The organism is Streptomyces sp. NPDC005485 (genome assembly GCF_040606085.1).
GTDB lineage: Bacteria > Actinomycetota > Actinomycetes > Streptomycetales > Streptomycetaceae > Streptomyces.
Genome location: NZ_JBEXDZ010000133.1, coordinates 1 through 26,059, shown reverse-complemented (window position 1 = coordinate 26,059; position 26,059 = coordinate 1). Strand labels below are relative to the sequence as shown.

The 26,059-nt window shown below is 69.2% G+C and carries 23 protein-coding genes and 2 pseudogenes; 14 read left to right on the top strand and 11 right to left on the bottom strand.

Features of this window, described 5'->3' with window-relative positions:
- Positions 1-135 precede the first annotated feature (135 nt).
- Complete coding sequence (locus ABZS97_RS33260; protein ID WP_356143829.1) at positions 136-759, bottom strand: hypothetical protein; 624 nt, start codon at positions 757-759, stop codon at positions 136-138.
- A 187-nt stretch (positions 760-946) separates the two neighbouring features.
- Between ABZS97_RS33260 and ABZS97_RS33255 the strand changes: the two genes are divergently transcribed.
- The 3 genes from ABZS97_RS33255 (at position 947) to ABZS97_RS33245 (ending at position 3,424) form a co-directional block, all read left to right on the top strand.
- Complete coding sequence (locus ABZS97_RS33255) at positions 947-1,492, top strand: GNAT family protein (RefSeq protein ID WP_356143827.1); 546 nt, start codon at positions 947-949, stop codon at positions 1,490-1,492.
- A 426-nt stretch (positions 1,493-1,918) separates the two neighbouring features.
- A complete protein-coding gene (locus ABZS97_RS33250) occupies positions 1,919-2,704 on the top strand; it encodes a calcium-binding protein (protein ID WP_356143825.1) in 786 nt (261 codons plus the stop codon).
- A 177-nt stretch (positions 2,705-2,881) separates the two neighbouring features.
- Positions 2,882-3,424, top strand: a complete 543-nt coding sequence (locus ABZS97_RS33245) for a hypothetical protein (protein WP_356143823.1) — start codon at positions 2,882-2,884, stop codon at positions 3,422-3,424.
- 96 nt (positions 3,425-3,520) lie between these two features.
- On the opposite strand, the gene ABZS97_RS33240 is transcribed toward ABZS97_RS33245, so the two are convergent.
- Complete coding sequence (locus ABZS97_RS33240) at positions 3,521-3,817, bottom strand: hypothetical protein (RefSeq protein WP_356143821.1); 297 nt, start codon at positions 3,815-3,817, stop codon at positions 3,521-3,523.
- 240 nt (positions 3,818-4,057) lie between these two features.
- Between ABZS97_RS33240 and ABZS97_RS33235 the strand changes: the two genes are divergently transcribed.
- Both ABZS97_RS33235 and ABZS97_RS33230 read left to right on the top strand, forming a co-directional pair.
- Positions 4,058-4,444, top strand: a complete 387-nt coding sequence (locus tag ABZS97_RS33235) for a CPCC family cysteine-rich protein (protein ID WP_356143819.1) — start codon at positions 4,058-4,060, stop codon at positions 4,442-4,444.
- Positions 4,445-4,641: 197 nt separating this feature from the next.
- Positions 4,642-5,877: an MFS transporter gene (locus ABZS97_RS33230; protein WP_356143817.1), complete on the top strand. Its 1,236-nt coding sequence runs from the start codon at positions 4,642-4,644 to the stop codon at positions 5,875-5,877.
- Positions 5,878-6,052: 175 nt separating this feature from the next.
- Here the strand turns inward: ABZS97_RS33230 and ABZS97_RS33225 are convergent, their stop codons facing one another.
- A complete protein-coding gene (locus ABZS97_RS33225; protein ID WP_356143815.1) occupies positions 6,053-8,110 on the bottom strand; it encodes an RICIN domain-containing protein in 2,058 nt (685 codons plus the stop codon).
- A 276-nt stretch (positions 8,111-8,386) separates the two neighbouring features.
- Complete coding sequence (locus ABZS97_RS33220) at positions 8,387-9,451, bottom strand: LacI family DNA-binding transcriptional regulator (RefSeq protein WP_356143813.1); 1,065 nt, start codon at positions 9,449-9,451, stop codon at positions 8,387-8,389.
- A 499-nt stretch (positions 9,452-9,950) separates the two neighbouring features.
- Between ABZS97_RS33220 and ABZS97_RS33215 the strand changes: the two genes are divergently transcribed.
- The 4 genes from ABZS97_RS33215 to ABZS97_RS33200 are packed head-to-tail and all read left to right on the top strand — an operon-like array spanning position 9,951 to position 15,247.
- Positions 9,951-11,261 (top strand): ABC transporter substrate-binding protein, encoded by a 1,311-nt coding sequence (locus ABZS97_RS33215; RefSeq protein ID WP_356143811.1) that lies wholly within the window; start codon positions 9,951-9,953, stop codon positions 11,259-11,261.
- The gene (locus ABZS97_RS33210) at positions 11,258-12,280 is read left to right on the top strand and encodes a sugar ABC transporter permease (RefSeq protein WP_356143809.1); all 1,023 of its coding nucleotides are present in this window, start codon (positions 11,258-11,260) and stop codon (positions 12,278-12,280) included. The genes ABZS97_RS33215 and ABZS97_RS33210 overlap by 4 nt, the downstream gene beginning before the upstream one ends.
- A complete protein-coding gene (locus ABZS97_RS33205; RefSeq protein ID WP_356143807.1) occupies positions 12,277-13,164 on the top strand; it encodes a carbohydrate ABC transporter permease in 888 nt (295 codons plus the stop codon). Before ABZS97_RS33210 ends, ABZS97_RS33205 begins: the two co-directional genes overlap by 4 nt.
- Before the next feature lie 46 nt (positions 13,165-13,210).
- The gene (locus ABZS97_RS33200) at positions 13,211-15,247 is read left to right on the top strand and encodes a beta-galactosidase (protein ID WP_356143805.1); all 2,037 of its coding nucleotides are present in this window, start codon (positions 13,211-13,213) and stop codon (positions 15,245-15,247) included.
- A 77-nt stretch (positions 15,248-15,324) separates the two neighbouring features.
- On the opposite strand, the gene ABZS97_RS33195 is transcribed toward ABZS97_RS33200, so the two are convergent.
- Both ABZS97_RS33195 and ABZS97_RS33190 read right to left on the bottom strand, forming a co-directional pair.
- Entirely contained in the window at positions 15,325-16,533 is a 1,209-nt protein-coding gene (locus ABZS97_RS33195; RefSeq protein ID WP_356143803.1) for an NAD(P)/FAD-dependent oxidoreductase, read from the bottom strand.
- A complete protein-coding gene (locus ABZS97_RS33190; protein ID WP_356143801.1) occupies positions 16,530-16,991 on the bottom strand; it encodes a hypothetical protein in 462 nt (153 codons plus the stop codon). The genes ABZS97_RS33195 and ABZS97_RS33190 overlap by 4 nt, the downstream gene beginning before the upstream one ends.
- A gap of 102 nt (positions 16,992-17,093) precedes the next feature.
- On the opposite strand from ABZS97_RS33190, the gene ABZS97_RS33185 reads away from it, so the two are divergent.
- The 3 genes from ABZS97_RS33185 to ABZS97_RS33175 all read left to right on the top strand — a co-directional run bounded on the left by ABZS97_RS33185 (position 17,094) and on the right by ABZS97_RS33175 (position 19,641).
- Complete coding sequence (locus ABZS97_RS33185; protein ID WP_356143799.1) at positions 17,094-17,708, top strand: PadR family transcriptional regulator; 615 nt, start codon at positions 17,094-17,096, stop codon at positions 17,706-17,708.
- Positions 17,709-17,848: 140 nt separating this feature from the next.
- Positions 17,849-18,721, top strand: a complete 873-nt coding sequence (locus ABZS97_RS33180) for a hypothetical protein (RefSeq protein ID WP_356143798.1) — start codon at positions 17,849-17,851, stop codon at positions 18,719-18,721.
- Positions 18,722-19,221: 500 nt separating this feature from the next.
- Positions 19,222-19,641: a hypothetical protein gene (locus ABZS97_RS33175; protein ID WP_356143796.1), complete on the top strand. Its 420-nt coding sequence runs from the start codon at positions 19,222-19,224 to the stop codon at positions 19,639-19,641.
- A gap of 184 nt (positions 19,642-19,825) precedes the next feature.
- On the opposite strand, the gene ABZS97_RS33170 is transcribed toward ABZS97_RS33175, so the two are convergent.
- The 3 genes from ABZS97_RS33170 to ilvY form a co-directional block, all read right to left on the bottom strand.
- Complete coding sequence (locus ABZS97_RS33170; protein WP_356143794.1) at positions 19,826-20,485, bottom strand: hypothetical protein; 660 nt, start codon at positions 20,483-20,485, stop codon at positions 19,826-19,828.
- 4 nt (positions 20,486-20,489) lie between these two features.
- Positions 20,490-21,494 (bottom strand): hypothetical protein, encoded by a 1,005-nt coding sequence (locus ABZS97_RS33165; protein ID WP_356143792.1) that lies wholly within the window; start codon positions 21,492-21,494, stop codon positions 20,490-20,492.
- 344 nt (positions 21,495-21,838) lie between these two features.
- On the bottom strand, positions 21,839-22,726 hold the full coding sequence (gene ilvY, locus ABZS97_RS33160; RefSeq protein WP_356143790.1) for an HTH-type transcriptional activator IlvY: 888 nt from the start codon (positions 22,724-22,726) through the stop codon (positions 21,839-21,841).
- Positions 22,727-22,800: 74 nt separating this feature from the next.
- Between ilvY and ABZS97_RS33155 the strand changes: the two genes are divergently transcribed.
- Positions 22,801-23,517 (top strand): methyltransferase domain-containing protein, encoded by a 717-nt coding sequence (locus tag ABZS97_RS33155; protein WP_356143788.1) that lies wholly within the window; start codon positions 22,801-22,803, stop codon positions 23,515-23,517.
- Between the two features lie 246 nt (positions 23,518-23,763).
- Here ABZS97_RS33155 and tnpA read toward each other — a convergent pair.
- Positions 23,764-24,184 (bottom strand): annotated as a pseudogene (tnpA, locus tag ABZS97_RS33150) (IS200/IS605 family transposase).
- Between the two features lie 23 nt (positions 24,185-24,207).
- Here tnpA and ABZS97_RS33145 point away from each other — a divergent pair.
- A complete protein-coding gene (locus ABZS97_RS33145) occupies positions 24,208-25,365 on the top strand; it encodes a transposase (RefSeq protein WP_356143786.1) in 1,158 nt (385 codons plus the stop codon).
- Positions 25,366-25,441: 76 nt separating this feature from the next.
- Here ABZS97_RS33145 and ABZS97_RS33140 read toward each other — a convergent pair.
- Positions 25,442-26,059, bottom strand: a pseudogene (locus ABZS97_RS33140) (2-oxoacid:ferredoxin oxidoreductase subunit beta); the annotation flags it as partial.

The following is a 26,059-nucleotide window of genomic DNA, read 5'->3' as shown; positions in this document are numbered from 1 at the left end:
GCCCTCCCGCGGTCAGACCTCGCGACTCTCGATACCCCCCCGGGCTTATACACCCCCCCCCCCCCACCCACCGCGGCCCCGGGCGGCGCCCGGGCGGCGCGGGCCCGGAGGCGTTTGCCCCGGGCCGCGCGGGTCTCACCAGAAGAAGTCGGGCAGTTCCCGGGCGGGCGGCAGCGGGGTGCCCGGCGGCAGGGAACGGATCTGGACGAAGGCGTGCTCGAACTGGGCGTAGGAGAATCCGTCCAGACCGGAAGCGACGACCAGAATGTTCCCGCCCCGGCGCCAGGCCCGGTAACGCCAGGTGTAGTCGAGTCCGGGGCGCCGCTCGTGCGTGACGTCAACATCGGGCGGGCCCAGCAGCGCGGTGAACGTGTCGACCACAGCCTGCAGTTGCGCATCGAACGTACCCTCCGGCGGGTCGATCAGACTGTGCCAGCCGGGCTGCGCTCCCCAGTAGTCCTCCCCTATCGCCCCGTCGGGATGCACGTAGTACTCGTAGGCGAACGGCATGGCGAAGCAGTCGTCGCCGTAGACCAGATGCCCCGCGGGCGTGCAGGCCTTCTCCTCGAGATCGCCGAGCAGGTCCTCGCCCGTGCGCCAGCCGGCGGCAAGCATCGCCTGCTCGGCGAGGGCGTCCTCGCTCCAGTCGAGTTCCGCCATGGAGGCGATCTGCGCGGCGAGTTCGGGGGTGAGGGGGCAGACCGCCACGATCCAGGGCGGGTCCTCGTCATCGCAGGGGTCGAGGGGCGCGTCGCTCACGGGTAACTCTCTGTCTTCGCAGGGTGGTTGCGGGCGTCGACGCGGGCGCACCGACGGCTGTCCGCCAGGGATCCGCGTCACCCTACCGGGCCGCCGACACGGGGCCGGCTGCGGCCTTGGGACAGGCACCGCCCCTGGAACTCATATTGGCTTGCCGCCGGCCGGCCCGGTCGGATAGGAAGCTTGCATGCTAAGAGGCGGCAAGGTTGGGCTCAGGGCTCGGCACGAGGACGACATCCCGGTCCTGCGGACCGAGCTCTACGACGACGTGGTCAACTCCTCGCGGGCCGAAGGCGGGCCATGGCGGCCCATCACGCCCGACTCGAAGGACCCGCGGCTCGTGGTGGACGACAAGGAGCAGGGCCACGTCCCGTTCTCCGTGGTCGAGCTGGAGGGCGGCACACTGGTCGGCACCGCGACACTGTGGGGCATCGACAACCACAACCGGACCGCACACATCGGACTGGGACTGCTGCCCTCCTCACGCGGCAAGGGCTACGGCACCGACGTGGTCGCGGTCCTGTGCCACTACGGCTTCATCGTGCGCGGCCTGCACCGGCTGCAGATCGAGACACTCTCGGACAACACCGCGATGCTGCGCTCCGCCGAACACAACGGCTTCGTCCGCGAGGGCGTACTGCGCTCCTCGGCCTGGGTGATGGGCGAGTTCCTCGACGAGGTGCTGCTCGGACTCCTCGCCCAGGACTGGAAGGCAGACCTGAAGAGTTCCTGACGCCACGGCCGGACCCGCTGCCACGGGTGCGCGCGCAGCAGCGAACGGCCCGCCCCTACACCGCAGATGTGTGCAGCGCAGAGCTCCGGGCGCAGACGCCGCCGGCGACATGCCAGGCCCTGGGCGCCCAAACCGCCGCAGGAGCAGCCGCGTTGACGTACGGCCGCCGCCCTTGACCGCGCCCGCCCCGCCCCGCCGGTCTGCCGCTCCTGGGCCGGGTGCGGCTTCCCGGCGATCCGAATACGGCCGCGAGCGCGTGTGTGCCGGATCGGCGCCGGACCTACCGGCGAAGGATCCTGCCGCCGTCCGCGCCACCAGAGCCACTTTCGTGCCCGGCACCGCGGTGAGGGTGCAGCGCGCCTACTATTCGACGCAGTTCGGCTCATGGCCCGGTTTCGGGCGGACAACTCCTGCCTACGAGGACATATGTTCATACGTTCTGCCGTTGCTGCCCTGACGGGCGCGCTGTGCCTGTCCGCCCTCACCGTGACGACCGCCGACGCCGACGCCGGCCAGGGAGACACCCAGGTCGTCCAGGTCGTCGTCAACAACGGCAACCCGGTCGTGGTCGGCGCCACCGCGACGAAGACAGTCACGCTGAGCATCACCGTCAGCGACAACTCGGGAATCAAGGACGCCTACGGATGGCTCTACCACGGGTCGTTCGACAACCCCGACGGCTTCGCGGGGCCCGGTTCCGACACACCGCTGGACTGCACCCCCCTGGCCGGCAGCGCCACCACCTCCACCTGCACCACCAGCATCGTCATCGATCCCAATGCGACCCTCATCAACGCCAACGCCGGCACCTGGCACGTCTGGACCTCCGTGGACGCGGTCGACTTCGACTACGTCCAAAAGGACAGCGCGAGCACCTTCCTGATGAAGCGTGCCGCCAAGCTGACCGCCGACGCCTCCCCCGAACCGGTCGTCGTGGGCAAGACCATCACCGTCAAGGGCGCCCTGAACCGCGCCAACTGGGACAACGACACCTACGGCGGCTACGCGGGCCACGCGGTGAAGCTGCAGTTCCGCAAGGCCGGCACCACGACCTACAACACCGTGAAGACGGTGACCAGCAGCGCCGGCGGCGCCCTCAAGACCACCGCGACCGCCTCCGTGGACGGCTACTGGCGCTGGAGCTTCGCCGGAACCAGCACGACCGCAGCGGCCACCGCCACGGGTGACTACGTCGACGTGACGACGGGCTGACCCGGCAGGAGGGGCGGCGGGTGGCCTGAGGCCGAAACGGACCTCGAACCAGGCCGCTCACTGGGTGTTCGCCGGACGCCGGGGCGGCCTTCGTCTGATCATGTGCTGCGACCAGCTGCCGGTGAATACCCTGGAGCGCTCGACGACTTACACCTGGCAGTGACCAATCGGGGGCTCATGAGCAGCGAACGCAACGACGTCCCGGATGTGCCCGACGTCCCGGACGACAGCCAGGGTGCCACGGTCTCTGCTGCTGAAGTGGTGTCGGACGTGGCGCTCGTGGTGGCAAGCATGGCAGCCACGCCGTTCTTGCAGGCGATCTCCACGTACTTCGGCAACGCCCTTGCGAAGGGGATGAGCGCAGGAACCCGCGAGATCCTGCGCCGGTTCATCGGGCGCCAGGCCCGGGCGAGCCTGGACGAGGCCGCCGACGGCATCCACGCCATCCACCTTCGCACCGAGGACGGCTGGCAGATCGAGATGCATGTGGACATCGCGCCCGAAGCCCTGGCCCAACTGCCCGCCCTGTGCGACGCCGATGCGCCGGTCAGCGAAGCCGACCGACGCCCTGGCACGGCAGCGACGATCCACTGGGAGCACGCGGGCCGCTGGACGGCGATGACGGTAAGCAGCAACGGGCATCTCGTGAGATTCACGTGGGACGCCGAGGCCGAACAGTGGCGCGAGCGCCCCGGCCGGCGCCCCGTTCTCGTGACCTAGGCGTCGTTGCTTCGGTCCAGCGTCCGCTGCCGGCAGGAGCCGGCCAGGCGGGGCACCATCATCGTCGTGGCCGCGCTCACGAAGGGGCGTGAGGTGCTAGCGGGTGACCGCGTTGAACACCGGGTAGACCCGCGGCTGCGCGTCGGAGACGCCGAGTTCCTTCAGGATCGGAATGATGGTCTCGCCGAACTGCTGGAATGCCTCCTCGGACTCCCAGACGTCCACGACGAGCCAGCCGTCGGAGGTGGGGGCGGCCGTGTGCGAGAGGAGACCGGCCACCGGCCAGTCGGAGGGGCTCTTGACCGGGCCCGGCCGGCCGGCCACCATCTCGGCACTCCGCTCGTACTGGGCCTGGGTCATCCCCGGCAGTTCGAAAACCACGACGATCGCCATGCTGAGCTCCCTTGCACAGAGGTACACAGTCCTCCGGCCAGTTGATCATCCCGGGGAGCCGCCTGCCTGCCGGTGTGCGCCGAACGGGGCACGAACAACAGCAACAGCGGCGCCGCCCGGCCCGCTGTCAGCCACGCGTTCCGTCCCCGGGGAAGAGCAAGGGGCCTGGCGCATGCGTCTGTCGCGGCCGACGCCGGGAAATCAGTTGGTCTCCGCGGAGGTGACGGACAGGATGGCGGCGTGACGTTGAAGTATCCCTGCGTGTGCTGCGGTTGGCTGACGATGGACGAGCCGCCGGGCTCGTATCAGATCTGTCCGCTCTGCTTCTGGGAGGACGACGCCATCCAGCTTCGCTGGCCGGACTACTCAGGCGGAGCGAACCGGCCGTCGCTGATCGAGGCCCAGGCGAACTACCAGGTCCTGGGGGCATGCGAGGAACGCGCCGTGGAGCTCGTCCGTCCGCCTCTGGAGGACGAGGCGAGGGATCTGAGCTGGCGCCGGATCGATCCCGCGCGCGACCGCTTCGAGCCCGGCGGAATCGCGCTGGCCGCGTGGCCCGAGGACCGCACGGTCCTGTACTGGTGGCGTTATCGGAACACGGGTTTTTGGCGTCCCGGCGCCGGATGATGCCGGTGCCCGGCCTGTTCGCCGAGCCGGGCTGACGGCACCGACGCACTCCCCCGCCTGCCGCTGCCGCAGGGGATCTGCCGTCGTTCGGCAAGCGCTTCCTCACACTGTGACCTGGCGTGTACGTTGTCCAGGCCGGGGAGTTGATGCCCGGCGTACGGGCTGCCGCCTCCCGCCGTCACGGAGATGCACTTTTGATGGACCCTTCCGTGCGCAGGCGTCGTCGGGCGCTGTTTCTGCTCTTCCTGCTTGCCGGTATCGCGATGTCCTCGTGGGTGACGCGTACCCCGGCCGTCCGGGATGCGCTGGAGGTTTCCACGGCGCAGATGGGGCTGGTTCTGTTCGGGCTGGCGTTCGGTTCGATGCTGGGGGTCCTTGGTTCGGGCCGGCTGGTTTCCCGAACCGGGACGCGGCCGGTGCTCTTCTGGGCCGCGGTGCTGCTCGTCCTTGGGATGGCCACGGTCTGCGCGGGCAGTCTGATGCTGTCTCTGCCGTTGGTGACGGCCGGGCTGTGCGCGTTCGGTGTCGGGATGGGTGCCGGCGATGTGGCCGCGAACGTCGATGCCACGGACGTGGAGCGGATATCCGGCGTGACGACCATGCCGGCCCTGCACGGATGCTTCAGCCTGGGCACGGTTCTTGGAGCCGGGGCGGGCATGGGTGCGACAGCGGCCGGCGTCCCGGTCCACTGGCACCTTGCGGCGGTCACCGCTCTTGCTGTCGCGATCTCCTCCTTCGCGCCGCGCGCCGTCCCGGCGGGCACCGGCCGCGCCGTCGCCGGCAAGTCGGTGACGGAGCATGGCCCCGGATCCCGCCCGGCGGTGTGGAGGGACGGGAAGCTCGTCCTCATCGGTGCGATCGTGCTGGCCATGGCGCTGGCCGAGGGGGCGGCAAACGACTGGCTGCCGCTTCTCATGGTCGACGGTCACGGCATGGATGCCACCCTGGGCTCGCTCGTCTACACGGGTTTCGCCGCCGCGATGACCCTGGGACGGTTCGCCGCTTCCTTCTTCCTGCGCCGCTTCGGCCGTGCCCGGGTCATGCGGGTCAGCGCCATCGCCGGCGCAGTGGGCCTGCTCCTCGTGATCGTCTCGGACAATGCGGTCGTGGCCGGTGTCTCCGTGCTGCTGTGGGGGCTGGGCGCCTCGCTGGGTTTTCCCCTCGCGCTGTCCGCCGCAGGGGAGTCGGGCTCCGACGAGACGGCTCGGGTCAGTCTGGTTGCGACGATCGGCTACATCGCGTTCCTCGTCGGGCCGCCGGGGCTGGGCTTGCTGGGTGAGCACATCGGCCTGCGCGCCGCGATGCTGGTGGTCCTCGCGTTCGTCGTCTGCGCGGCCTTCCTCGCTCCGGCGGTGGAGCCCCGGCGGCTCACGCCGGGGCCGGGGCCGGCGCCGCGGCGTGATGGTGCGGCCGAGCAGACCACTGCGCGCTGATCCCCTCCCCCGGCGGGAACGGCCCCTGCCCGGCGGGGTGTTCGGGCAGAGCGCGGTCACCGGTGCCGTCCCTCGCGGGGGCCGGTGCGAAGGGCGCCGCGAGGCAGGGCGACGCCGTGCGCAGGAACCGCTCTTGCAAGCGGTTCCTGCGCCGTGTGGTGGCCTGGGTGGTGCGTCAGTTGACCCGGACGATCTTCCACAGCTGGTCGTCGATGCCGGCGTCGCCCCACTGGATGACGGTGGCTCCGTTGGCGGTGGAGGACTGGGCCACGGCGGCGACCAGGCCGCTGCCGGCGTTGAGGAGTTTGTAGTAGCCGCCGCCTGCGCTGTTCAGGGTCCACTTCTGGGAGTTGGCGGCCGAGGAGGTGTTCTGGACGAGGGCCGCGCCGGCGGAGGTGGAGGCGTTGCTGACGTCGAGGCTGAGGTTGCTGTGGGCGTTGTGCAGTGTCCATGCGCCGCCGCTTTGGGCCTGGAAGGTCCACAACTGGCAGGCGCAGGCGGAGTTTTGCCACTGGTCGGCCGCCTTGCCCGGGGCGGTGGAGGAGGCGGGGATCTCCAGGTACTTGCCGCTGTTCTTGTTGACGAGTACGTATTGGCCGGTGCCCAGGGGTGGCAGGGCGGTCTGGGTGAGGTTCCAGCGCTGGCAGGCGCAGCTGGTGGCGTCCCACTGTCCGGCGGTGGTGGAGGCGGTGGTGGAGGCGCCGGGGATCTCCAGGTACTTGCCGGTCAGCCGGTTGACGAGGGAGAAGCCGCCCGCGGGGTGGGGGGAGACGGCCCACTGGTGGTCGGGGGTGCCGTTGTCGTCCCACTGCAGGATCTTGGCGCCGTTGGCGGTGGACTGGTTCTCCACGCCCAGGACCTTGCCGCCGGCCAGGTTGGAGATGGTGAAGTAGCCGGAGGGCTGCTGGAGGAACTTCCATTTCTGCTCGTCCGCGTTGTTGGCGTTTTGCTGGGTGGCGTAGGTGCCGTTGGTGGTGGAGGCGCCCGCGTTGCTCAGCATCAGGTTGCTGGTCGCGTTGGAGAGGGTGTAGGTGGCGCCGTCGGAGATGCCGCCGCCCAGGTCGATCGTGCTGTAGGTGACGGGGTTGGAGAGGTTGCTGCCGCCGCGTCCGGCGCTGAGGATGAGCAGGCTGTGCCCGTCGGGCAGGGGTGTCATGCCGCGGCTGTAGCCGCCGGCCACGCCGGCGTTGATGCGCGTCCAGGTGTTCGCGGCGCCGTTTTGTGTGTTGATGAACAGGTCATCCGCGCTGTTGGCGCTGACGACGAGGGTGCCGTTCGGGCCTCCGGTGGGCAGCCAGGTCATGTACGGAGCGCTCTGGGGTACCACGCCGTCCGTCGTGCGCAGCGGGATGCCGGTGGCGGAGCCGAATGCCTCCGGGTCGGAGGACATCTTGTAGTAGACGGAGAAGTTGCCCTCGGGGGCGCCGCCGTACTCATACGACAGGACGTACTTGCCGTTCGGCAGTTTCGCGACGGTCGCCATGCCCGGACGGTTGCTGTAGGTGGGCATCGCCACGTCGTCGACGACCGGGCCCCAGGTGCGGGCGTCGGTGGAGACCTGGTGCACGATCTTCTGGCCGTGGTCGGGGTCGCGCTGGTCGGAGTAGTAGACGATGAGCTTGTTCCCGGAGACCAGGAAGAACGGTTCCCAGACGGGGGTGTCCCCGTTGGTGTCGTGGGCGGCGCCGCCGGTGGCGATGTGGGTGACGAAGCTCCAGCTCTGCCCGCGGTCGGTGCTGGCGTACAGGTCGATCTTGGTGCCGGATCGGTCGGAGGGCACCGAGTCACCCGCGGCCAGGATGGTGCCGGCCGGGAAATCGCCGATCGCGGTGGGCAGTTCGAACAGCTCGGGCTGCCAGCGCATGCCCCAGCCGTTTTGTGTGTCGGCGAGGTCGGAGAGCTTGCTCCAGGAGTTGCCGTTGTCGGTGGAGCGGTAGATCGGGAAGACGGGCGTGCCGTTGGTGTACTGCTCGAAGGTGGCGAGCAGGGTGCCGTTGGCCGATCCGTTGTGCTGCAGGCGCAGTGCCCGGGGGTACAGCGATCCGGGCGAGGGTGCCCCCGCAGGCGGGGTGTACAGGGTCTGTGAGGGGCGGGAGAGGGCTTGGGCCCGGCCGGCGGCCGGCAGCAGCGTCGTCGCCGCGGCGACGATCAGTGCGAGAAGCAGGAACAGCAGGGTGAGGGGGCGGGAGGGCCGGGTGGCGTCGGCTCTGACGCCCAGCGGTGCGGGGGACATGTGCGGCTCCCAGGACGGGGAAGGGATGGGGTGTTGGGGTGCCCGCCGCTCCCCGGGGAGGGGTCCGGGTGGGCAGCGGCGGGCCCGGCGCGTCCGGTCGCGTGTGCGGCTTCATCAACGCGGCGGTGCGCGGTGCGGATCGGGCCGGTCGGCGTCTTGGTTGAGACGGCCGGCGGGTGGCAGGCGGTGCCCGGGTGGGCGTGGGCTTCCTGCCGCGGGGGCTCTCAGGCAGTGCCCGGCCCGGGTGGGGGTGGGCTTCCTGCCGGCGGGGTGTTCTCAGGTGGTGCGCGGCCCGGTCTTGCCGGGGTGGGGCGGCGGGGGCGCGGTCGAGCCGCGGACGACGAGTTCGACCGGTGGGTCGCTCGGCTGCGGCAGGTCGGTGTCGGGCTTCTCGATCGCGTGCACGAGAAGGCGGATTCCTTCCCGGGCCGCGGCCTCGAAGGGCTGGCGCACGGTGGTGAGGGGAGGAGAGACGTAGGCGAAGACGGGGTTGCCGTCGAAGCCGACGACGCTGATGTCCTCGGGCACGCGGCGCCCGGCTTCGCGCAGGGCGTGGATGAGGCCGATGGCCATCTCGTCGCCCGCCGCGAAGATGGCGGTCACGGAGCGGTTCGAGGCCAGTGAGCGGCCCACGGCATGGCCGGAGGCGGCCGACCAGTCGCCGTTGAGCAGGGGAGGCTCGTGGGCGCCCCGTGCGGCAAGCGCCGCGCGCCATCCTTCGATGCGGTCCTTGGTGGCGTACCAGCGCCGTGGGCCGGCGAGGTGGTGAACGGTGGGGTGTCCCAGATCCAGCAGGTGCTCGGTGGCGGCCCGGGCCAGGGCGTGGGCGCCCACGCCCATGGTCACGGTGCGGGTGGCGGTGAAGGCGGGCGGTGCCCCCAAAAAGAGGACGGGGACGTCGACGCGGACGCCGACGTCGCCTTCCACGATGGGTTCGGAGACGACGACGCCGTCCACGCCCTGTTCGAGCAGCAACTCGACGGCGCCGGCGATGCCTACCGGGTCGCCGTCGGGGGTGTTGACCACGCGCAGCGCGTAGCCCGCGTCGCGTACGGCCCGCTCGATGTGCACGAGCAGGGAGGCGGTTCCGTATCCGCTGGTGCCCAGGGCGACCACGCCGATGGAGCCGGTACGCCCGGAGACCAGGGTTCTGGCCGCCTGGTTCAGCCGGTAGCCGAGTTCTTCGGCGGCTGCGAGGACCTTGGTGCGGGCCTGGTCGGAGACGTACGGCTCGTTGTTGAGGACCCGGGAGACCGTTTTGCGGGACACCCCGGCCAGCCGGGCCACGTCCGCGCTGCGCGGCCCGGAGGAGCCCTCGCTCCGCCCCACCCCTGGTGCCATGAAGTCTCCCGACGGCCGTACGTCTGCATCGAAGGAGGTCAACTGTATGACCACGCGGTCTGACCGCGTGGTCATGTCTACGTAGGCCGGGGGTCGCACGTCAAGGGGTGGTGCGGCACCGATTGCGACACGAGGCGGCGGATCCGGCGCAGGGGGGCCGTTTTGCCGGGGTGTCGCGGCCGCCGCGAGTACGCCTGCCGCCGGGGGTATCGGTGCTGGTCAGGGAGCAGATGGTGGTGCTCGGGTCCGGTCGCGGGAGGGGGCCGTCGCTGCCGTGCGGCCGTGAGGCGCCCGAGGTGTTGGCGGGTGGGGCCGGCTCTGCGTCCCGGCCGGAGGGGTCTTGACAGCGACTCCCCGGAGCGTTCAGTCTTCCTCGCAGCCGCCGATCGCATTTGTTCGATCGTGTTGAGTCTTGGTCGCGTTGGTTGGCGACCACTCCCCCGCCACATCCCTCGGGTTGACGTGCCTCGTGGGCACAGCCGCCCTGTCAGGAGCCGAAATGTACCATTCCTCTCTCGGTCGGCCCATGCCCGCTCCCAGCCGCCGCAGCGTTTTGCGCGGCATCGGCGGCGCGGCCGTCCTCGGCGCCGGCATACCCCTGCTCAGCGCCTGCGGCGGCAGCACTGCGGCCGGCGACCCGAAGACGGTCACCCTCGGCTCGAACGCGTCGGACGCGGTGCCGAAGAAGGCGTTCGCCGAGATCTACGCGGCCTTCACCAAGCAGTCCGGGATCACGGTCGACGTGAACACCAAGGACCACAACACCTTCCAGGGGCAGATCAACAGCTACCTCCAGGGCACCCCGGACGACGTGTTCAGCTGGTTCGCCGGCTACCGCATGCAGTTCTTCGCGGCCAAGAACCTCGCCACCCCCGTCGACGACGTGTGGGCGAAGATCGGCGGCAACTTCCCCGACGCGATGAAGGCGCTCAGCAAGGGCGAGGACGGCAAGTACTACTTCGTGCCGATCTCCACGTCCCTGTGGGGGGTCTTCTACCGCAAGAGCGTCTTCCGGCAACACGGCTACGAAGTCCCCACCACCTGGGAGCAGTTCGTCGCCCTGTGCAAGCGGATGAAGAAGGACGGCCTGGTCCCGCTCGCCTTCGGCGACAAGGACGCCTGGCCCGCGCTCGGCACCTTCGACCAGATCAACTTCCGCACCAACGGCTACGACTTCCACGTCGAGCTGATGGCGGGCAAGGCGTCCTGGACGGATGCGAAGGTCCGCAAGACCTTCGACCACTGGGCCGAGATCCTCCCCTACCACCAGGACGGCGCCGTCGGCCGCACCTGGCAGGACGCCGCCCAGACGCTGATCTCGAAGAAGGCGGGCATGTACCTCTTCGGCAGCTTCGTGGCGCAGCAGTTCACCAACAAGGCCGACCTGGACGACCTCGACTTCTTCCCCTTCCCCGAGATCGACCCGGCCTACGGCCAGGACACCGTCGAGGCCCCCACCGACGGCTTCATGCTCTCCAAGGCCCCGAAGAACAAGGCGGGCGCGCTCAAGCTCCTGGAGTTCCTGGGCACTCCGGCGGCCGAGCAGATCTACCTGAAGTCCGACCCGAGCCTGGTCGCCGCCTCCAACAAGGCCGACACCTCCTCCTACACCGCGCTGCAGAAGAAGGCGTACGCGACGATCTCCGGCGCCAAGCACCTCACCCAGTTCATGGACCGTGACAGCCGGCCGGACTTCACCTCCACGGTGATGCAGCCCGCGCTGCAGAACTTCGTCCGCAACCCCAAGGGCGTCGACAGCCTGCTGGCGTCGATCGAACGCCAGAAGAAGACGATCTTCGCGTCCGCATGACCGCCACCTCGAACGCCGGTATCGGGACCGGCGCCACCAGCACCCCGGGGACGGCCGCCGCGCCGCCCCCGGGCCCCCCGAACAAGGTGACAACCCGTCAAAAGAGGCGGCTGCGGGCGCCGTTGGGCCACCGTCGGCTGCTCACCCGGCGCGATCGCATCACGCTCGGCTTGATGGCCGGCGTGCCGACGCTCCTGCACGTCGTCCTCGTGTGGCTCACGGCCCTCGCCTCGATCGCGCTGGCGTTCACCACCTGGGACGGCATCGGCTTCGACTCCATCAAGTGGGTCGGGCTGGACAACTTCCGTGAACTGTTCACCAGCAACCCGCAGTTCTGGCCCGCCGTCGAGCACAACATCATCTGGTTCGTCGTGCTCATCCTCATCCCCACCCCCTTCGGCCTGTTCCTGGCCGTGCAGCTGGACAAGAAGATCCGCTTCAGCCGCGTCTACCAGACCGCGTTCTTCCTCCCCGTCGTCGTGTCGATGGCGGTCATCGGGTTCGTCTGGCAGCTGGTCTACAACCCCGACACGGGCCTGATCAACAGCCTCATCGGCGCCAACGAGCCCGGCCACTACATCGACTGGATCGGCGACCCGGACCTCAACCTCTGGGCGATCCTCATCGCCGCGTCCTGGCGCCACACCGGCTACATGATGATCCTGTACCTGGCCGGCCTCAAGGGCGTCGACCCGTCCCTGCGGGAGGCCACCGCGCTGGACGGCGCGAACGAGTGGCAGACGTTCAAGAACGTCATCTTCCCCACCCTGCGCCCCACCAACACGGTCGTGCTGGTCGTGACGATCATCGAGGCGCTGCGCGCCTTCGACCTGGTCTTCGTCTTCAACAAGGGCGCCCAGGGCACCGAACTGCTCTCGATCCTGGTCACCAACAACATCATCGGCGAGTCCAGCCGGATCGGATACGGCTCGGCGATCGCCGTGGTCCTGCTGGTGATCTCCCTCGCCGTGATCATCCCGTATCTGATCGCGACCTTCCGGAAGGAGCGGCGCACATGAGCACCGTGAGCGCGCCCGCAAGGCAGCGCACCCCTGTGCGGCCCGCCCGGATCCTGCTGCACACCTTCCTCGTCGTCACCGCACTGGCCTGGCTCGCCCCGCTGCTGTGGGCGCTGTTCGCGGCCCTGCGCCCGTACGCGGAGACCAGCACCAAGGGCTACGTGTCCTGGCCCGACAAGCTGAGCCTGGACAACTTCACCAAGGCGTTCCAGCAGTCGGACATGCTGCACTACTTCGCCAACACGCTGCTCATCGCCGTGCCGGCGGTGCTGGTGACGCTGTTCCTGTCCTCCTGCGTGGCCTTCTACGTCAGCCGTTTCGACTTCCGCGTCAACGTCTTCCTGCTGCTGGTGTTCACCGCCGGCAACCTGCTCCCCCAGCAGGTCATCATCACCCCGCTGTACCGCCTGTACCTGCTCGTCGACCTGCCCGGCATCACGGTGAGCGGCAAGCTGTACGACTCCGCGCTGGGCCTGGTGCTGATCCACGTGGCGTTCCAGTCCGGGTTCTGCGCGTTCGTGCTCGCCAACTACATGCGCTCGCTGCCGCACGAGCTGACCGAGGCCGCGCTCGTCGACGGCGCCTCCGTGTGGCGGCTGTACTGGCAGATCGTGCTGCCGCTGTGCAAGCCCGCGATGGCGGCCCTGGCCACGCTGCTGTCCATCTGGATCTACAACGACTTCTTCTGGGCGATCGTGCTGATCTCCACCGGCGAGAACATGCCGATCACCTCGGCGCTCAACAACCTCTCCGGCCAGTACTTCACCGACCCCAACCTGGTCGCCGCCGGCGCCCTGCTCACCGCGATCCCCACGCTGATCGTGTACTTCGTGCTCCAGCGGCAGTTCGTCAGCGGCCTCACCCTCGGTGCCAACAAGGGCTGAAGCCCACGCCTTCCACTCGTTTCCCACACCTTCCGGAGTACCCCCAGTGAGCACCGAACGCCGTCTTCGCCTGCCCGGCCTCGCCTACGGCGGCGACTACAACCCCGAGCAGTGGCCCGAGGAGGTGTGGGCCCAGGACATGGCCCTGATGCGTGCGGCCGGGGTGACCATGGTCAGCGTCGGGATCTTCTCGTGGGCGCTGCTGGAGCCGTCCCAGGGCGTCTACGACTTCTCCCGCATGGACAAGATCCTGGGTCTGCTCCACGACAACGGCATCGCCGCCGACCTCGCCACCCCCACGGCCGCCCCGCCCGCCTGGTTCTTCCGCGCCCACCCCGCAGCGCTGCCGGTCGACCGCGACGGCCGCACCCTGTCCTACGGCAGCCGCCAGACGTTCTGCCCCTCCAGCCCCGCCTACCGCGCCGCGGCGCTGGGCATCGCGGGCGCGCTGGCCGAGCGCTACGCCGACCACCCGGCCGTGGCGATGTGGCACGTCCACAACGAGTACGGCTGCCACAACGCCGAATGCTTCTGCGACACCAGCGCCGCCGCCTTCCGCGACTGGCTGAAGGCGAAGTACGGCAACGACCTGGACGCGCTCAACGACGCCTGGGGCACTGCCTTCTGGAGCCAGTGGTACTACGACTGGGCGGAGATCCTGCCGCCCCGCGCCACCGGCGCCGACCCCAATCCCACCCACCAGCTCGACTGGCGGCGCTTTTGCTCGGACGAACTGCTGTCGCTGTTCACCGCCGAACGCGACGTGCTGCGCCGCGCCGCCCCCGACATCCCCGCCACCACCAACTTCATGGTGATGCACAACTTCGACGCCCTGGACTACTGGCGCTGGGCCCCCGAGCTGGACGTCGTCTCCAACGACCACTACCTGCGCTCCACCGACCCGGAGTCGCAGATCGACATCGCGCTCAGCGGCGACCTGGTGCGCTCCCTGGCCGGCGGCCGGCCCTGGCTGCTGATGGAACACTCCACCGGAGCCGTCAACTGGCAGCCCGTCAACCGGGCCAAGACACCCGGCGAAATGCGCCGCAACGCGCTCGCCCACGTCGCGCACGGCGCCGACGGCATCGCCTACTTCCAGTGGCGGGCCGCGAAGGCCGGCGCCGAGCAGTGGCACTCGGCGATGCTGCCGCACGCGGGCACCGACAGCCAGATCTGGCAGGACGTCGTCCAACTCGGCGCGGACCTCGGGGCGTTGGCCGAGGTCCGCGGCAGCACCAGCCCCGCCCGCGTCGCCATCGTCTGGGACTGGAACGCCCGCTGGGCCATGGAGCAGCCCTCCCAGCCCAGCGGCGCACTGCGCTTCCAGGACCTGGTCAGGGACTGGTACGCACCGCTGTGGAAGGCGGGCGTGGCGGTCGACTTCGTACGCCCCGACGCCCCCGATCTCGACCGCTACCAGCTCGTCCTCGCCCCCAGCCTGTATCTGGTCGACGACGCGGGAGCGGCCGGCCTGGCGGCGTTCGTCGAGCACGGCGGCACCCTGGCGGTGGGCTTCCACAGCGGCGCGGTGGACGAGAACTGCCATGTCCGCCTGGGTGGTTACCCGGGCGCCTTCCGCGAGATCCTCGGGGTGCACGGCGACGAGCCGTTCCCCCTGCTGCCCGGCCAGTCACTCGCCCTGGCCGGCCAGATCCCGCACGGCGCGAGCGCCGACCTGTGGAGCGAACGCCTCCGGCTCACCGGGGCACAGGCCGTCGCCAGCTACGCGGACGGACCCCTGGCAGGCGTGCCCGCCCTCACCCGGCACACCTACGGCAGCGGCTCCGCCTGGTATGTCGCCACCCACCCGGACCCCGCCACCCTGGCCGCCGTCCTGCAGCGCATCCGCCAGGAGGCGGGCGTACGCCCGGAGCGCGAGGTGCCGGACGGCATCGAGGTGGTCAGGCGGCGCGGCGCCGACGCCGACTACCTCTTCTTCATCGACCACGCCGGCCACGGCGCCGAGATCCCCGCCGACGGGATCGAACTCCTCACCGGCAAACCGGTCACCGGCTCGGTCACCGTCCCCGAGGGAGGCGTCGCCGTCGTGCGCGAACAGGTCGCCGAAGCCAGGGGTGCGTAAGGTATCGGGGCACCGGCCCGGACCGGTGCGCGGGCGCCGGCCCCCTCCCGGCCTGGCGGCCCAGGACGGGCCGCAGTTCATGCGAGCGGGAGTGTCTTCGCGTCCCAGTCGATGTGGTGGTCGAACTGCCAGGCCATCTTCTCCGGGTTGATCAGCTTCATGGTCGCCGGCATCACGAGGTCGCGCAGGACGCGGCCGACCGGGCCGGCGGTCTTGTTGCTGTTGGTGCGGGCGCCGAGTTTGATGATGCGTTCGACGCGGGGCCGGCGCAGGTGTTCGTACGCCGCAAATGCCTGGTCGTAGGGCAGGTCCCGCAGACAGCGCGCGAGTTCGACGGCGCTTTCGGCGGCGAGGGAGGCGCCCTGCCCGGAACTGGACGAGGCGGCGTGGGCCGCGTCGCCGATCAGGGTCATACGGCCGCGGGTCCAGGTCGGGACCCTGGGCATGTTCTCCATCGGGCCGGTGATGAGGAGTTGGCCGACGTCGGTACGGCTGATCATCTCCAGGGCGGGGGTGCGGTCGTCGGCGAAGGCGGTCTGCAGGGTGCGCATCCACTCCTGCGCGCCGATCGCCTGGGCCTCCTCGACGGTCATCGCCAGGGGGTGGGGCAGGTTCACGAACCACACCGCCGAGGAGTCGCCGAAGACCTGGTAGCCGAAGAACGCGCGCTTGCCGAAGCACATGTACATCACGCCGTCGGTGGAGGGGAGTCCGGAATCGTGCAGCCGGGCTCCGAAGCAGACCAGGCCGGCGTAGTGCGGCTGCGGCGCGGCCGGGTCGATGAGGGGGCGGACCGTGGAGCGGATGCCGTCGGCGCCGATGAGGATGTCGGCGCTTGCCCGCGTTCCGTCCGCGAAGTGCGCGGTGATGCCGCGGGCGGTGTCCGTCGTGCCGGTCAGCCGCTTGCCGTGATGGACGGGGACCGAGCGGCGCCGGGCCTCGTCGTAGATCGCCCGGTAGAGGTCGCTGCGCCAGACGAACTGCAGGGACGGCAGGCGGGAGGGCGGGGCGAACCGTGCGAGGTGCTTGCCCGTCCAGCTGCGCAGGCCCATGGCGGTGACCGGCGTGCCGATGGCGTGCACGAGGTCGCCCGCGCCGATCGCGTCGAGGGCGTTCTGGCCGTTGGGGGCGATGGACATGCCGCCTCCCACCCCGTCGGCCGTGGAGTCGTACGCCTCGTAGACGGCGGCCTCGATGCCTGCCTTGTGAAGGGCCATCGCGGCGACGGGGCCTGCGATCCCGCCGCCGATGACGAGGGCGGTGCGGGCCTTGTTCGTGCGGGTCATGACCGGTGCCCCCTGGTCGGGTCGTCGATCGTCGGTGCGCCGCCGGTCTGGTGGGCGCGGCGCACGTCCTGGACGTAGGCGCGGGAGAACATCGCCGACAGGATCGCGATGCCGCCGCGGTGGACGCGGATCTCGCTGTTCGCCGCCGATCCGGACAGGTGGATACGGCGGCCGGCCGTCTTGGCGCCGGTGGAGGGGGACGGGGAGTCCTTGATCCTGCCGCGGGCGGTCCACCTCAGGTCCCCGTGGTGGACGGTGGCGCCGTCGTCGACGAGCAGTTTGACCATGGCCCGGTCCATGTCGAGGTGGATGTCGACGTCGTCGGGCAGGTGGGGGGAACGCAGGTCGAGGACCGCGGCGCCGCGGCGGGCCCTGACCTCGAAGCGGCCGGCCTCGGTCCAGTTGCCCAGGTGCTTGACCAGGCCGTGGTCGCAGTGGATGCGCTCGGTGAGGGACATCTCGGTGGTTCCTCTCGGTGCGAGGTGTCGTACTGACCACTCGATAGTCACATTGAAACTAGTATCTCGTCAACTAGTTCTTTCGGGGCTAAAATCAGGCCCATGACGCCCTCCGCTCCCCGCAGCTCCCCCCTCGCCCTGACCGTCCTGGCCCTGCTGCACTACCAGCCCCTGCACCCCTACGGCATCCAGCGGCTGGTCAAGGACTGGGGCAAGGAACAGGTCGTCAACGTCAGGCAGCGCGCGAGCCTCTACCGCACCATCGAGCGGCTCAACGGCGACGGACTGATCGCGGTCCGCGAGACGGAGCGCGATCAGCAGTACCCCGAGCGGACCGTCTACGAAGTCACCGACGCGGGACGCGAGAGGGCCCGCGCCTGGCTGGAGGAGATGCTCGCCGCACCCAAGGACGAGTTCCCCGAGTTCCCGGCCGCCCTCTCCAACCTGCTGCTGCTCACTGCGCAGGACGTGGGCGACGTACTGGAGCGGCGGGCCGAGGCACTCACGAACAAGCTCGACGCACTGCAGGCGGCCCTGGCCGCAGAGACCGAGCAGGGGCTGCCGCGCGTCACCCGCCTGGAGACCGAGTACCTCAAAGCCGTGACGGCCGCGGAACTGGAGTGGGTGCGCGCGGTGACCGAAGACCTGCGCGCCGGCAGGCTCACGTGGTCCAAGGAGCAGCTCGACGGCTTCGCGGCGGGCTCGGCGCCGCAGTGAGCCCGCCCCGGCGCGTTCCGGGAGACGGTGGCCTGATGCAGGGGACGTGCCAGCGCCGCAAGGAGTGGCAGGGGAAGGACGGGGAACCCGGGATCGGGTCAACTTGACTCCGTATGACCCGACTTGAGGGGAAAACCGGTATGACGTCGAGGACACGCGTCGCAGGAACCGCCGCGGTGATGATGCTGGCGGCCGGGCTGGCCGGCTGTTCCGATGACGGGGACGGTTCGGACAGGGCAGCGGATACGTCCAAGGGCACACAGCAGGGCGCGTCCGAGTCCCGGGCGGTGAAGGCCGCCTACAGCAGGACCGCCGCGGCCGACACGGCGAGGATGACCGTCACCTCCAGGGCCGCCGCGCAGGGCAAGAGCGTCACCGTCCGCGGCGAGGGCGTGATGAACCTCAAAGAGGGCGACAGCCGCATGACGCTGACCGCTCAGGGGCAGCGGATCGAGCAGCGCGTGCTCGACGGCATCGTCTACCAGAAGCCGCCCGCCGCGCAGCGCAGCGAACTGCCCCGCGGCAAGACGTGGATGAAGATCGACCTGGCCCGGCTGAAGCAGTCCGGGTCCGGCAACGCGGGGGGCCAGGTCAGCGATCCGGCCGAACCGTTCACCTACACCAAGAAGGTCAGCGACCGGGACGTCACGAAGGTGGGCAGCGAGACCATCGACGGCGCGCGGACCACGCACTACCGCGTCACGGTCGACGTGAAGGCCCTGGCACAGGGCGATGCAGCCAAGGGCGAGCAGCTGCGCCGGCAACTGGGCACCTCCACCCTGCCGTTGGACATGTGGCTCGACAGCCAGGGCCGGCTGCGCCAGGAGAGCATCCGCCTGACCCTGCGCCCGCAGACCAAGGACGCACAGAAGACCCCGGCCGTCACCAGCACCACCCTGCTCAAGTTCACCGACTTCGGCACGAAGGCCGACGTCCAGGCACCGCCCGCCCAGGGCACCGTGGACGTGACGGGCAAGCTCGCCCAGGCCACGAAGTCCCCGGGCACGGCCTGATCGGCTCGTCCCCGGCCGGGGTGGGACAGCTCACACGCGCCAGCGCCCCAACGCCGGAACAAGCAGGGGTGGTTGACCGTTCATCCATATGTGGCTGCGGAGGGGACAGTGTCCCCGGGCCTCAACCCCCGCCCACGGGGACGATCGTTCGGCTGAAGCCCCGTGGAGCCTTTCGCCGCGAGGCGACCGCCCTCCGCACGCCGCCACCCGGGCCCCGGCCGGCCTCCCCCGACCAGCCGGGGCTTTCGGCTGCACGCCGCCCCTCCCGGCTCCCGAGCCCCGACAAACGACACCGCACCCAACCCGGCAAGGAACCCACCGCAGAACAAAGGGCATCCACCCGCACTGGACGCCTTCTCAGGCGGCACGCGAGGCCACCCCTAGTGCGGGCCGGGAGCATCGAGCGGGTCGGCCGGCAAGACCAGCCGGCCTGCTCCCTCGCGCCCCTACGGGTACCACGGGGCCTCTCGCGGGGGCCCGACAAGGGGAGGGACCCATTCATGGCCGCGCGCCGACACCGCCGTACCGCGATCGCCCTCACCGCGGCCACCGCGGCACTCACCGCCGGTCTCGTCACTGGCTGCTCCGCCGTCGACAAGGCTCTGGACTGCATGCAGACCGTCCACTCCATCGCCGAGGACATCACCGACCTCCAGTTCGCGGCCGCGCACGCGGTCGTCAACCAGGACCGGGCCGACGCCTCCCTGGACTCCATCGACAAGGACCTGAAGGAAATCGGCGACACGTCCAACAACGCGGACACCGACAAGGCGGTCGACGACCTGAGCAAGGCGGTCGACAACGTCCGTGCGTCGATCAAGAGCGGCGACAAGAGCCCCGACCTCAGCCCGGTCACCGACGCGGCCGGCGACCTGACGAAGGTGTGCACCTCTCACGCCGGCCGGCACGACAAGGCTTGACATGCTCCTCGGGCTGAAGCCCGAGGATGTCCCCCGCCGTTGATTCGGGGCAGCTGCTGTCCGAGAAGCAGAAAGCTCAACCCGCGAGGGAAGAATCCCCCTGCTTCAGCCGGGGGGGGAGATGTCAAGGCAGGCGTTGCAGGCGTGGAGCCCCGGCTGCGGCACCGGCCGGTCGGGGCCGTGTTCAACGCGGGGCGTAGGGCGGAGGCTGCGGTGGCTGGTGGGGCGGTGGGGGAGGAGGAGGCGGCGGCTCGTCATGGAGCAGCGGGATCGGGTCGTGCATGTGCCAGATACCGGGAAGATCCAGTTTGCCTTGTCGTTGCGCCAACACGATCCGCCGGAGGGCGAGACGCGCCTCCAGTACGCAATGCCCGCTGCGTATGGAGACCAGGTGGGCGTTGCGGACGATGGCGACGAGCCCGCCGATCCGGAAGATCAGGATGAGTCTCACGTCAAGGGTGCCGATCTTGGCGCCGTCGAGGAAGACGTCGACATAGGGGCTGTGGCTGGAGGTGACCTGGTGAGTGGCGAGGGCGACCACTTCCTCGCTGCCCGGCGCGGCGCGGGTGCGGCGTGCGGCGGCCTTGAGGGCGGGGTGCTTTCGCCATCCGATCGCTGTCACGTCGAAGAATTCCAGACCGAGGAAGGAATCGATGGCACTCGCCAGTTGGTGCTCGACAGCTCGATCCGCCGCGGCCGGCAGGGGACGCGTTCCGTCGAGGAGTGTTCGGGCCGTCCCGCCGTCGTGGAGCGGGCCGAAAAGCGTCTCGGCGGCGTCGGGGCCCTCGTGACCGAGCAGGAAGGCGCGGACCGTCAGGGGCTCGGGCCACTGTGTCGTGGTCATCGCTTCACCCTCCTTCGAGGCTCTGGTCACCTGGATCCATGTGGGGTTCGAGCCGAACCGTGCAGTTGACCGATCCGCTGTCGTGCTGCTCGCGCAGGTCGGCCGTCCCGGGCGTGATGCGCAGCGACGTTCGGATGTGGTTGCGTACCCAGCGCGGTCCGCGCTGCCGGTGGTTGATCAGGGGGATCAGTGCTCCCAGGAGCAGCAGTGCCCCGAACAGGGAAGGTCCGACCACCCATCCGACGGGCGTCGAGGTGTCTCCGCCGTGGGTTCCGCCGCCGGTGGTTCCCGCGTTGGTACCACCGGTGTTCCCGCCTCCGGTCCCGCCGGTGTCTCCGCCATTGGTCCCGCCACTGTCATTGGTGCCGCCTGTGTTATTGCCTCCGGTGCCGGTTCCGTTCGTCGTCGTGTCGGTCACGGAAAATGTGGTGTCGGCGTAGATGGTGCTCGGGTCGTTGCATGTTGCAGTCACCGTGTGGGTGCCTGCTGTGGCGGTGGAACCGACGTCGATTTCGACATGGAAGCCGCCTGTTTCGGGATCGATGTCTTTCGTGGAGATGGAGGTGTCGTCGACGGAGACATCGACCGAGCCGGGTGTGTCGTCCGTGTAGCAGTCGTCGAATCCGGAGCCATCGACGCTTATCGTCGTGCCGGGCTCGGCTTCAGAGGGGTCCACCGTGATGGTGGGAGCGGGCGGGGGTGTCGTTTCGTGTCCGTCCCCAGGTGGGGGTGTCGTTCCGTGTCCGTCCCCAGGTGGGGGTGTGGTTGGTCCGCTTCCGTCCCCGCTGTCAGTCGGGGTGACCGTGAACGGCGCCTTGCCGCTGACCCCGTTGTCGCAGACCGCCGTCACCGTATGAGAGCCCGCGTCTGCCTTCGCCGGCACGTCGAATGCGGCATCGGCCTGGGTTTCTGTGGAGAATCCGCCGACGTTGCCACCGTCCCAGTAGATGTCGGTGACGATGTGTGTGCCGAGTTTGGTGGTGGTGCAGCCTGCGAAGGTGACCTGCACAGTGGTCCCCGGAGGCCCTGTGGAGGGGCTGAGAGCAATGGACAGCTCTCCGGTCGCCCCCGGCGCAGAGAACGCCGTCGGAGCCCACCCGATCGCGATGCTCACAAGCACGGCGGTCAGCATTCGGCAGACGAATCCGGCGGCAGACGACATGAGCGACGGGACAAGGAGGGGCGACCAAGGAGGGTGCATTGCGACGCGAGGGTGAAGGGCGACGCGTGCCCCTTGGCCTCATCAGGTTTTCGCCCTCTCACGCCATTCTCCTACGCCGCGCCGGGCTTCGCTCGTCGTCGCGGTGGGGAGAAGTGCAGCGCTTGTGAGTCAGTTCGTGATTTCGAACCCCATCACAGCTGAGCTAGGCGGTCCGCTCTGCCCGGCTGGGTTGCCGCCCAGGCTGCAGCAACCAAGGGGCGGTGTACGTCGGCCCGTCGGATGCAGACGCCGATGGCGAGCTGATCTGGTACGGATGAGGCGGTCACCTGCCGAAGTCTGGCGCGGAGTCCGCTGTGTTGCAGGACAAGATCGGGGACGATGCCCGTGCCGTAGCCCAGAGCGACCAGGGTGAGGAGCGCTTCATGGCCGTCGGTCTCGGCAGCGATGTGCGGACGGATACCCAGGGCTCGGAACCACTGGTCTGCGGCAGCGCGTACGAGTCCCTGCCGTGGCAGGACGAAAGGCCCCGCTGTGGCTGTGAACTCCTCGTCGGCCGGAGCGGGGCCGGCCTGGACGAGGACGAGCGGGGTCCGTGTGATCTGCCGGGCGAGCACGGTGGCGGGAATCCGGGCCGGGAGGGCTGCGACGGCAAGGTCGGCCTCGCCCTGGTCCAGCAGGGCAAGGGCGGCTGCGGCGTCACCGGTGCGTAAGGAAATACTCACGCGCGGGTGCGCGTCGCGCAGGGGGGTGAGCAGGTCGGGAACGAGGGTGTGGCATGCGGTGACGGAGGCGAACACCCGCAGGTGTCCGCTGAGATCATCGTCCGCTGCACCGTCGCTGCAGTAGCGGGCCCATAGGTCCAGTGCTTCGGCTGCGTACTGGCGGAAGGCTCGGCCGTGCGTGGTCAGACATACCCCGTGAGGGCCGCGGTCGAGGAAGCGATGTCCGGTGGCAGCCTCAAGCCGCTGCACGGTTCGGGACAGTGTGGCAGGGCTGACATGGCAGTCAGCCGCAGTGCGGGTGAAGCTGAGTGTCTCCGCGAGGTGGAGGAAGAGCCGGTACTGGTCGTGGTCCTGCACCTTTCACCTTTCGCAATGCCGCGGTACGTAAGTTGCCGTTGCCGTAAGTCCTGTGGCGAGCCTACAAACGGGGCATGCCACGAAGCGACACCACACATCCCCGTCCCGTCTGGTACTTCTCCGAATACACGCCGGTCGGCATCGACTTGGGCAGCAAAGCCGCAGTCGCTGCCTACGACCGCAACCAGGGCACTGATCCGCAGGCTGACGACGCGCTGCTGGACCGCTTGGGCGTTACCGAAGGCACCCAACTGGTTGATCTCGCGTGCGGTACCGGCTCACTGGCCGTCCAGGCCGTACGGCGCGGGGCCGTCGCTCACGGTGTAGATGTCTCCGAGGAAATGCTGGCCTTCGCCAAGGCGAGGGCCGATCGGTTCGGTGTTGCACCGCAGTGGCACCACGCCGGCTTTCTCGACTACACCCACCAGCGCCCTCTCGCCGACGTGGTGACTACGAAGTCGGCCCTGCACCAGCTTCCGGACTTCTGGAAGCAGCAGGCCCTGCTCAACGCAGCCGGGATGCTCCGTCCTGGCGGGTCCTTCTACTTGTGGGACGTGATCTTCAGTTTCGAGCCCTCCAGCGCGGAGACGCACCTGCAGCAGTGGATCGACACAGCAGGACGCCTGGACGGCGAGGGCTTCACCAAGGCCGACTTCGAAGCCCACGTCCGAGAGGAGTTCTCCACCTACACCTGGATTGTCGAGGGCATGCTGCAACGAGCTGGGTTCGACATCGTCTCCCGCGCCTTTCCCCGTCCCTCTCATGCAGAGTTCTGCTGCCGCCGCCGATAGCCGCTCACAACAGGCCTCCTGCGGCTGGCCACAGACTCAAGCATCGACCGGCGCCGGTTTCCCCGACCAGCTGGGGTGGCGTCTTTCCGGGCGAGGCGCCTGGTCATGAGGGTGACGGCCGCCTCGGCAGACGGGCCGGTTCGTTCAGCGTGATCTAGCGCGGAACGCCGGGCGTTCACGTCCGGGAGGAGGCGCTTCTTAATGCTGCTCTGACCTGCGCAGGTGCAGGGGTCTGCTCTGTTGACCTCAGGCGGGATGTTTCTGGTTTTCGATGTACTCCTTGATGACGGCGAGCGGGGCGCCCCCGCACGAGGCGGCGAAGTAGGACGGCGACCAGAAGTGCTCACCCCACAGGTACTTTCGGATGTGGCCGGGGAACTCCTGCCGCAGGCGCCGGGCGGAGACACCCTTGAGGGAGCCGACGAGTCGGTAGATGGCGACCTTGGGCGGGTAGCAGGTGAACGTGATCGCGTTCGCCGTTGAACTCCCGCAGCTCCGCGCCGAAGTCGGTGCACACGTCGCGCATGACCTCTTCGCAGCGCCGAAGGATCTCGTCGGTGAACGGTCCGCGCCGATACTTGGGGGTGAAGACCAAGTGTGCGTGGAGGGTGTAGACGACGCTACGGCCCCTGCGAATATCGGGATTTGGCTCCCAGCGTGGTGACATAGATCAACGCTACGATCAGGCCCGTGAAGATCGTGACACAGGTCAAACTCATACCGGATGCCGTGCAGGCATCCGCGCTTGAGCGCACCCTGCGCACGGTCAATGACGCCGCGAACTGGGTGTCTCAGATGGCGTTCGAGCACGGCGTGCCGCGTGAGTACGAACTGCGCAAGCACACCTATGCCGAACTCAAAGTGCGGGGGCTGGGAGCGCAGGCCGCGCAACACGTCATCAAGAAGGTGCGCGACTCGTACACCACTCTCAAGGCCAATATCCGGGCCGGGAACCTGGGCAGGGAAGGCTCCAGGCGTCGCCGTAAGGCCGAGTCGAAGCCGATCACCTTTCGCCCCGAGGCTGCCCAGCCGTATGACGACCGGTGCCTGAGCTGGCAGTACGACCAGCGGACTGTGTCCATCTGGACCGTGGACGGCCGGGTCAGGAATGTGCGGTTCGTGTGCTCCGCCGACGCACTCAAGATGCTCCAGGCGCACCGGCAGGGCGAATCCGACCTGATCGAGCGCGACGGCGTGTTCTACCTCGTTGCCACCTGCGATGTACCCGAGGCCGGGCAGTACGAGCCGGACGGATTCATCGGCGTGGACCTCGGCATCGAAAACATCGCCACCGCCTCCACCGGCTACCTCGCCGCCGGGCGAGGGCTCAACCGGTACCGCAAACGACAGCTTGCCCTGCGGGCCAAGCTCCAGAAGAAGCGCACCAAGGGCGCCAAGCGGCGGCTCAAAGCGCGTGCCCGCAAGGAAGCGCGGCACGCCGCGAACACCAACCACATCATCTCCAAGACGATCGTGACCGAGGCTGAACGCACCGGGCGCGGCCTGTCCCTCGAAGAACTCAGGGGCATCCGCAACCGGGTACGGCTCCGCAAGCCCCAACGGGTCGCCCTCCACTCCTGGGCGTTCACCCAGCTCGCAGACTTCATCGCCTACAAGGCCAGGCGGGCCGGTGTGCCCCTGGTCTTCGTTGACCCCGCGTACACGTCGCAGACGTGCGCCGAGTGCGGCCACGTCGACAGACGCAACCGTGTCGACCAGGGGCTTTTCATCTGCCGGGGGTGCGGGGTCGTTGCCCACGCCGACCGGAACGCTTCCCACAACATTGCCACCCGTGGCGAGACCGTGTGGAATGCGGGGCGTGAGTCACGCGTCCCTGCCGCCCCATAACGGGGTGTCTGGACGGAGGAGTCCACCCCAGCAGCCAGCTGGGCACTACCTCCAAGCCCGGCCCTTCAGGGCCGGGTCAAGTTGACAGGACCGTCCACGTGTCGCCGCCGGTGAGCAGTGCGGCGAGGTCGCCTTTGCCGTTCTGTTCGATGGCGGTGTCGAGTTGGTCGGCCATCTGGGTGTCGTAGACGGGGCGGTTGATGTCGCGGAAGACGCCGATGGGGGTGTGGTGGAGGGTGTCGGGGTCGGCGAGGCGGGAGAGGGCGAAGGCGGTGGTCGGGGAGGTGGTGTGGGCGTCGTGGACGAGCACGTCGGCTTCGTTGTCGGGGGTGATGGTGACGACGTCGAGGTCGCCGGTGGTCCGGTTGCGGATGACGCCGCGGGCGCGGTCGGTGCCGAAGCGGATGGGCTGTCCGTGTTCGAGGCGGATGACGGCTTCCTGGGCCTGTTGCTGGTCCTTGAGGACCTCGAAGGCGCCGTCGTTGAAGATGTTGCAGTTCTGGTAGATCTCCACCAGGGCGGTGCCGGGGTGGGCGGCGGCCTGGCGCAGGACCTCGGTGAGGTGCTTGCGGTCGGAGTCGACCGTCCGGGCCACGAAGGAGGCCTCCGCGCCGATCGCGAGGGAGAGCGGGTTGAAGGGGGCGTCCAGCGAGCCCATCGGCGTCGACTTGGTGATCTTGCCGACTTCGGAGGT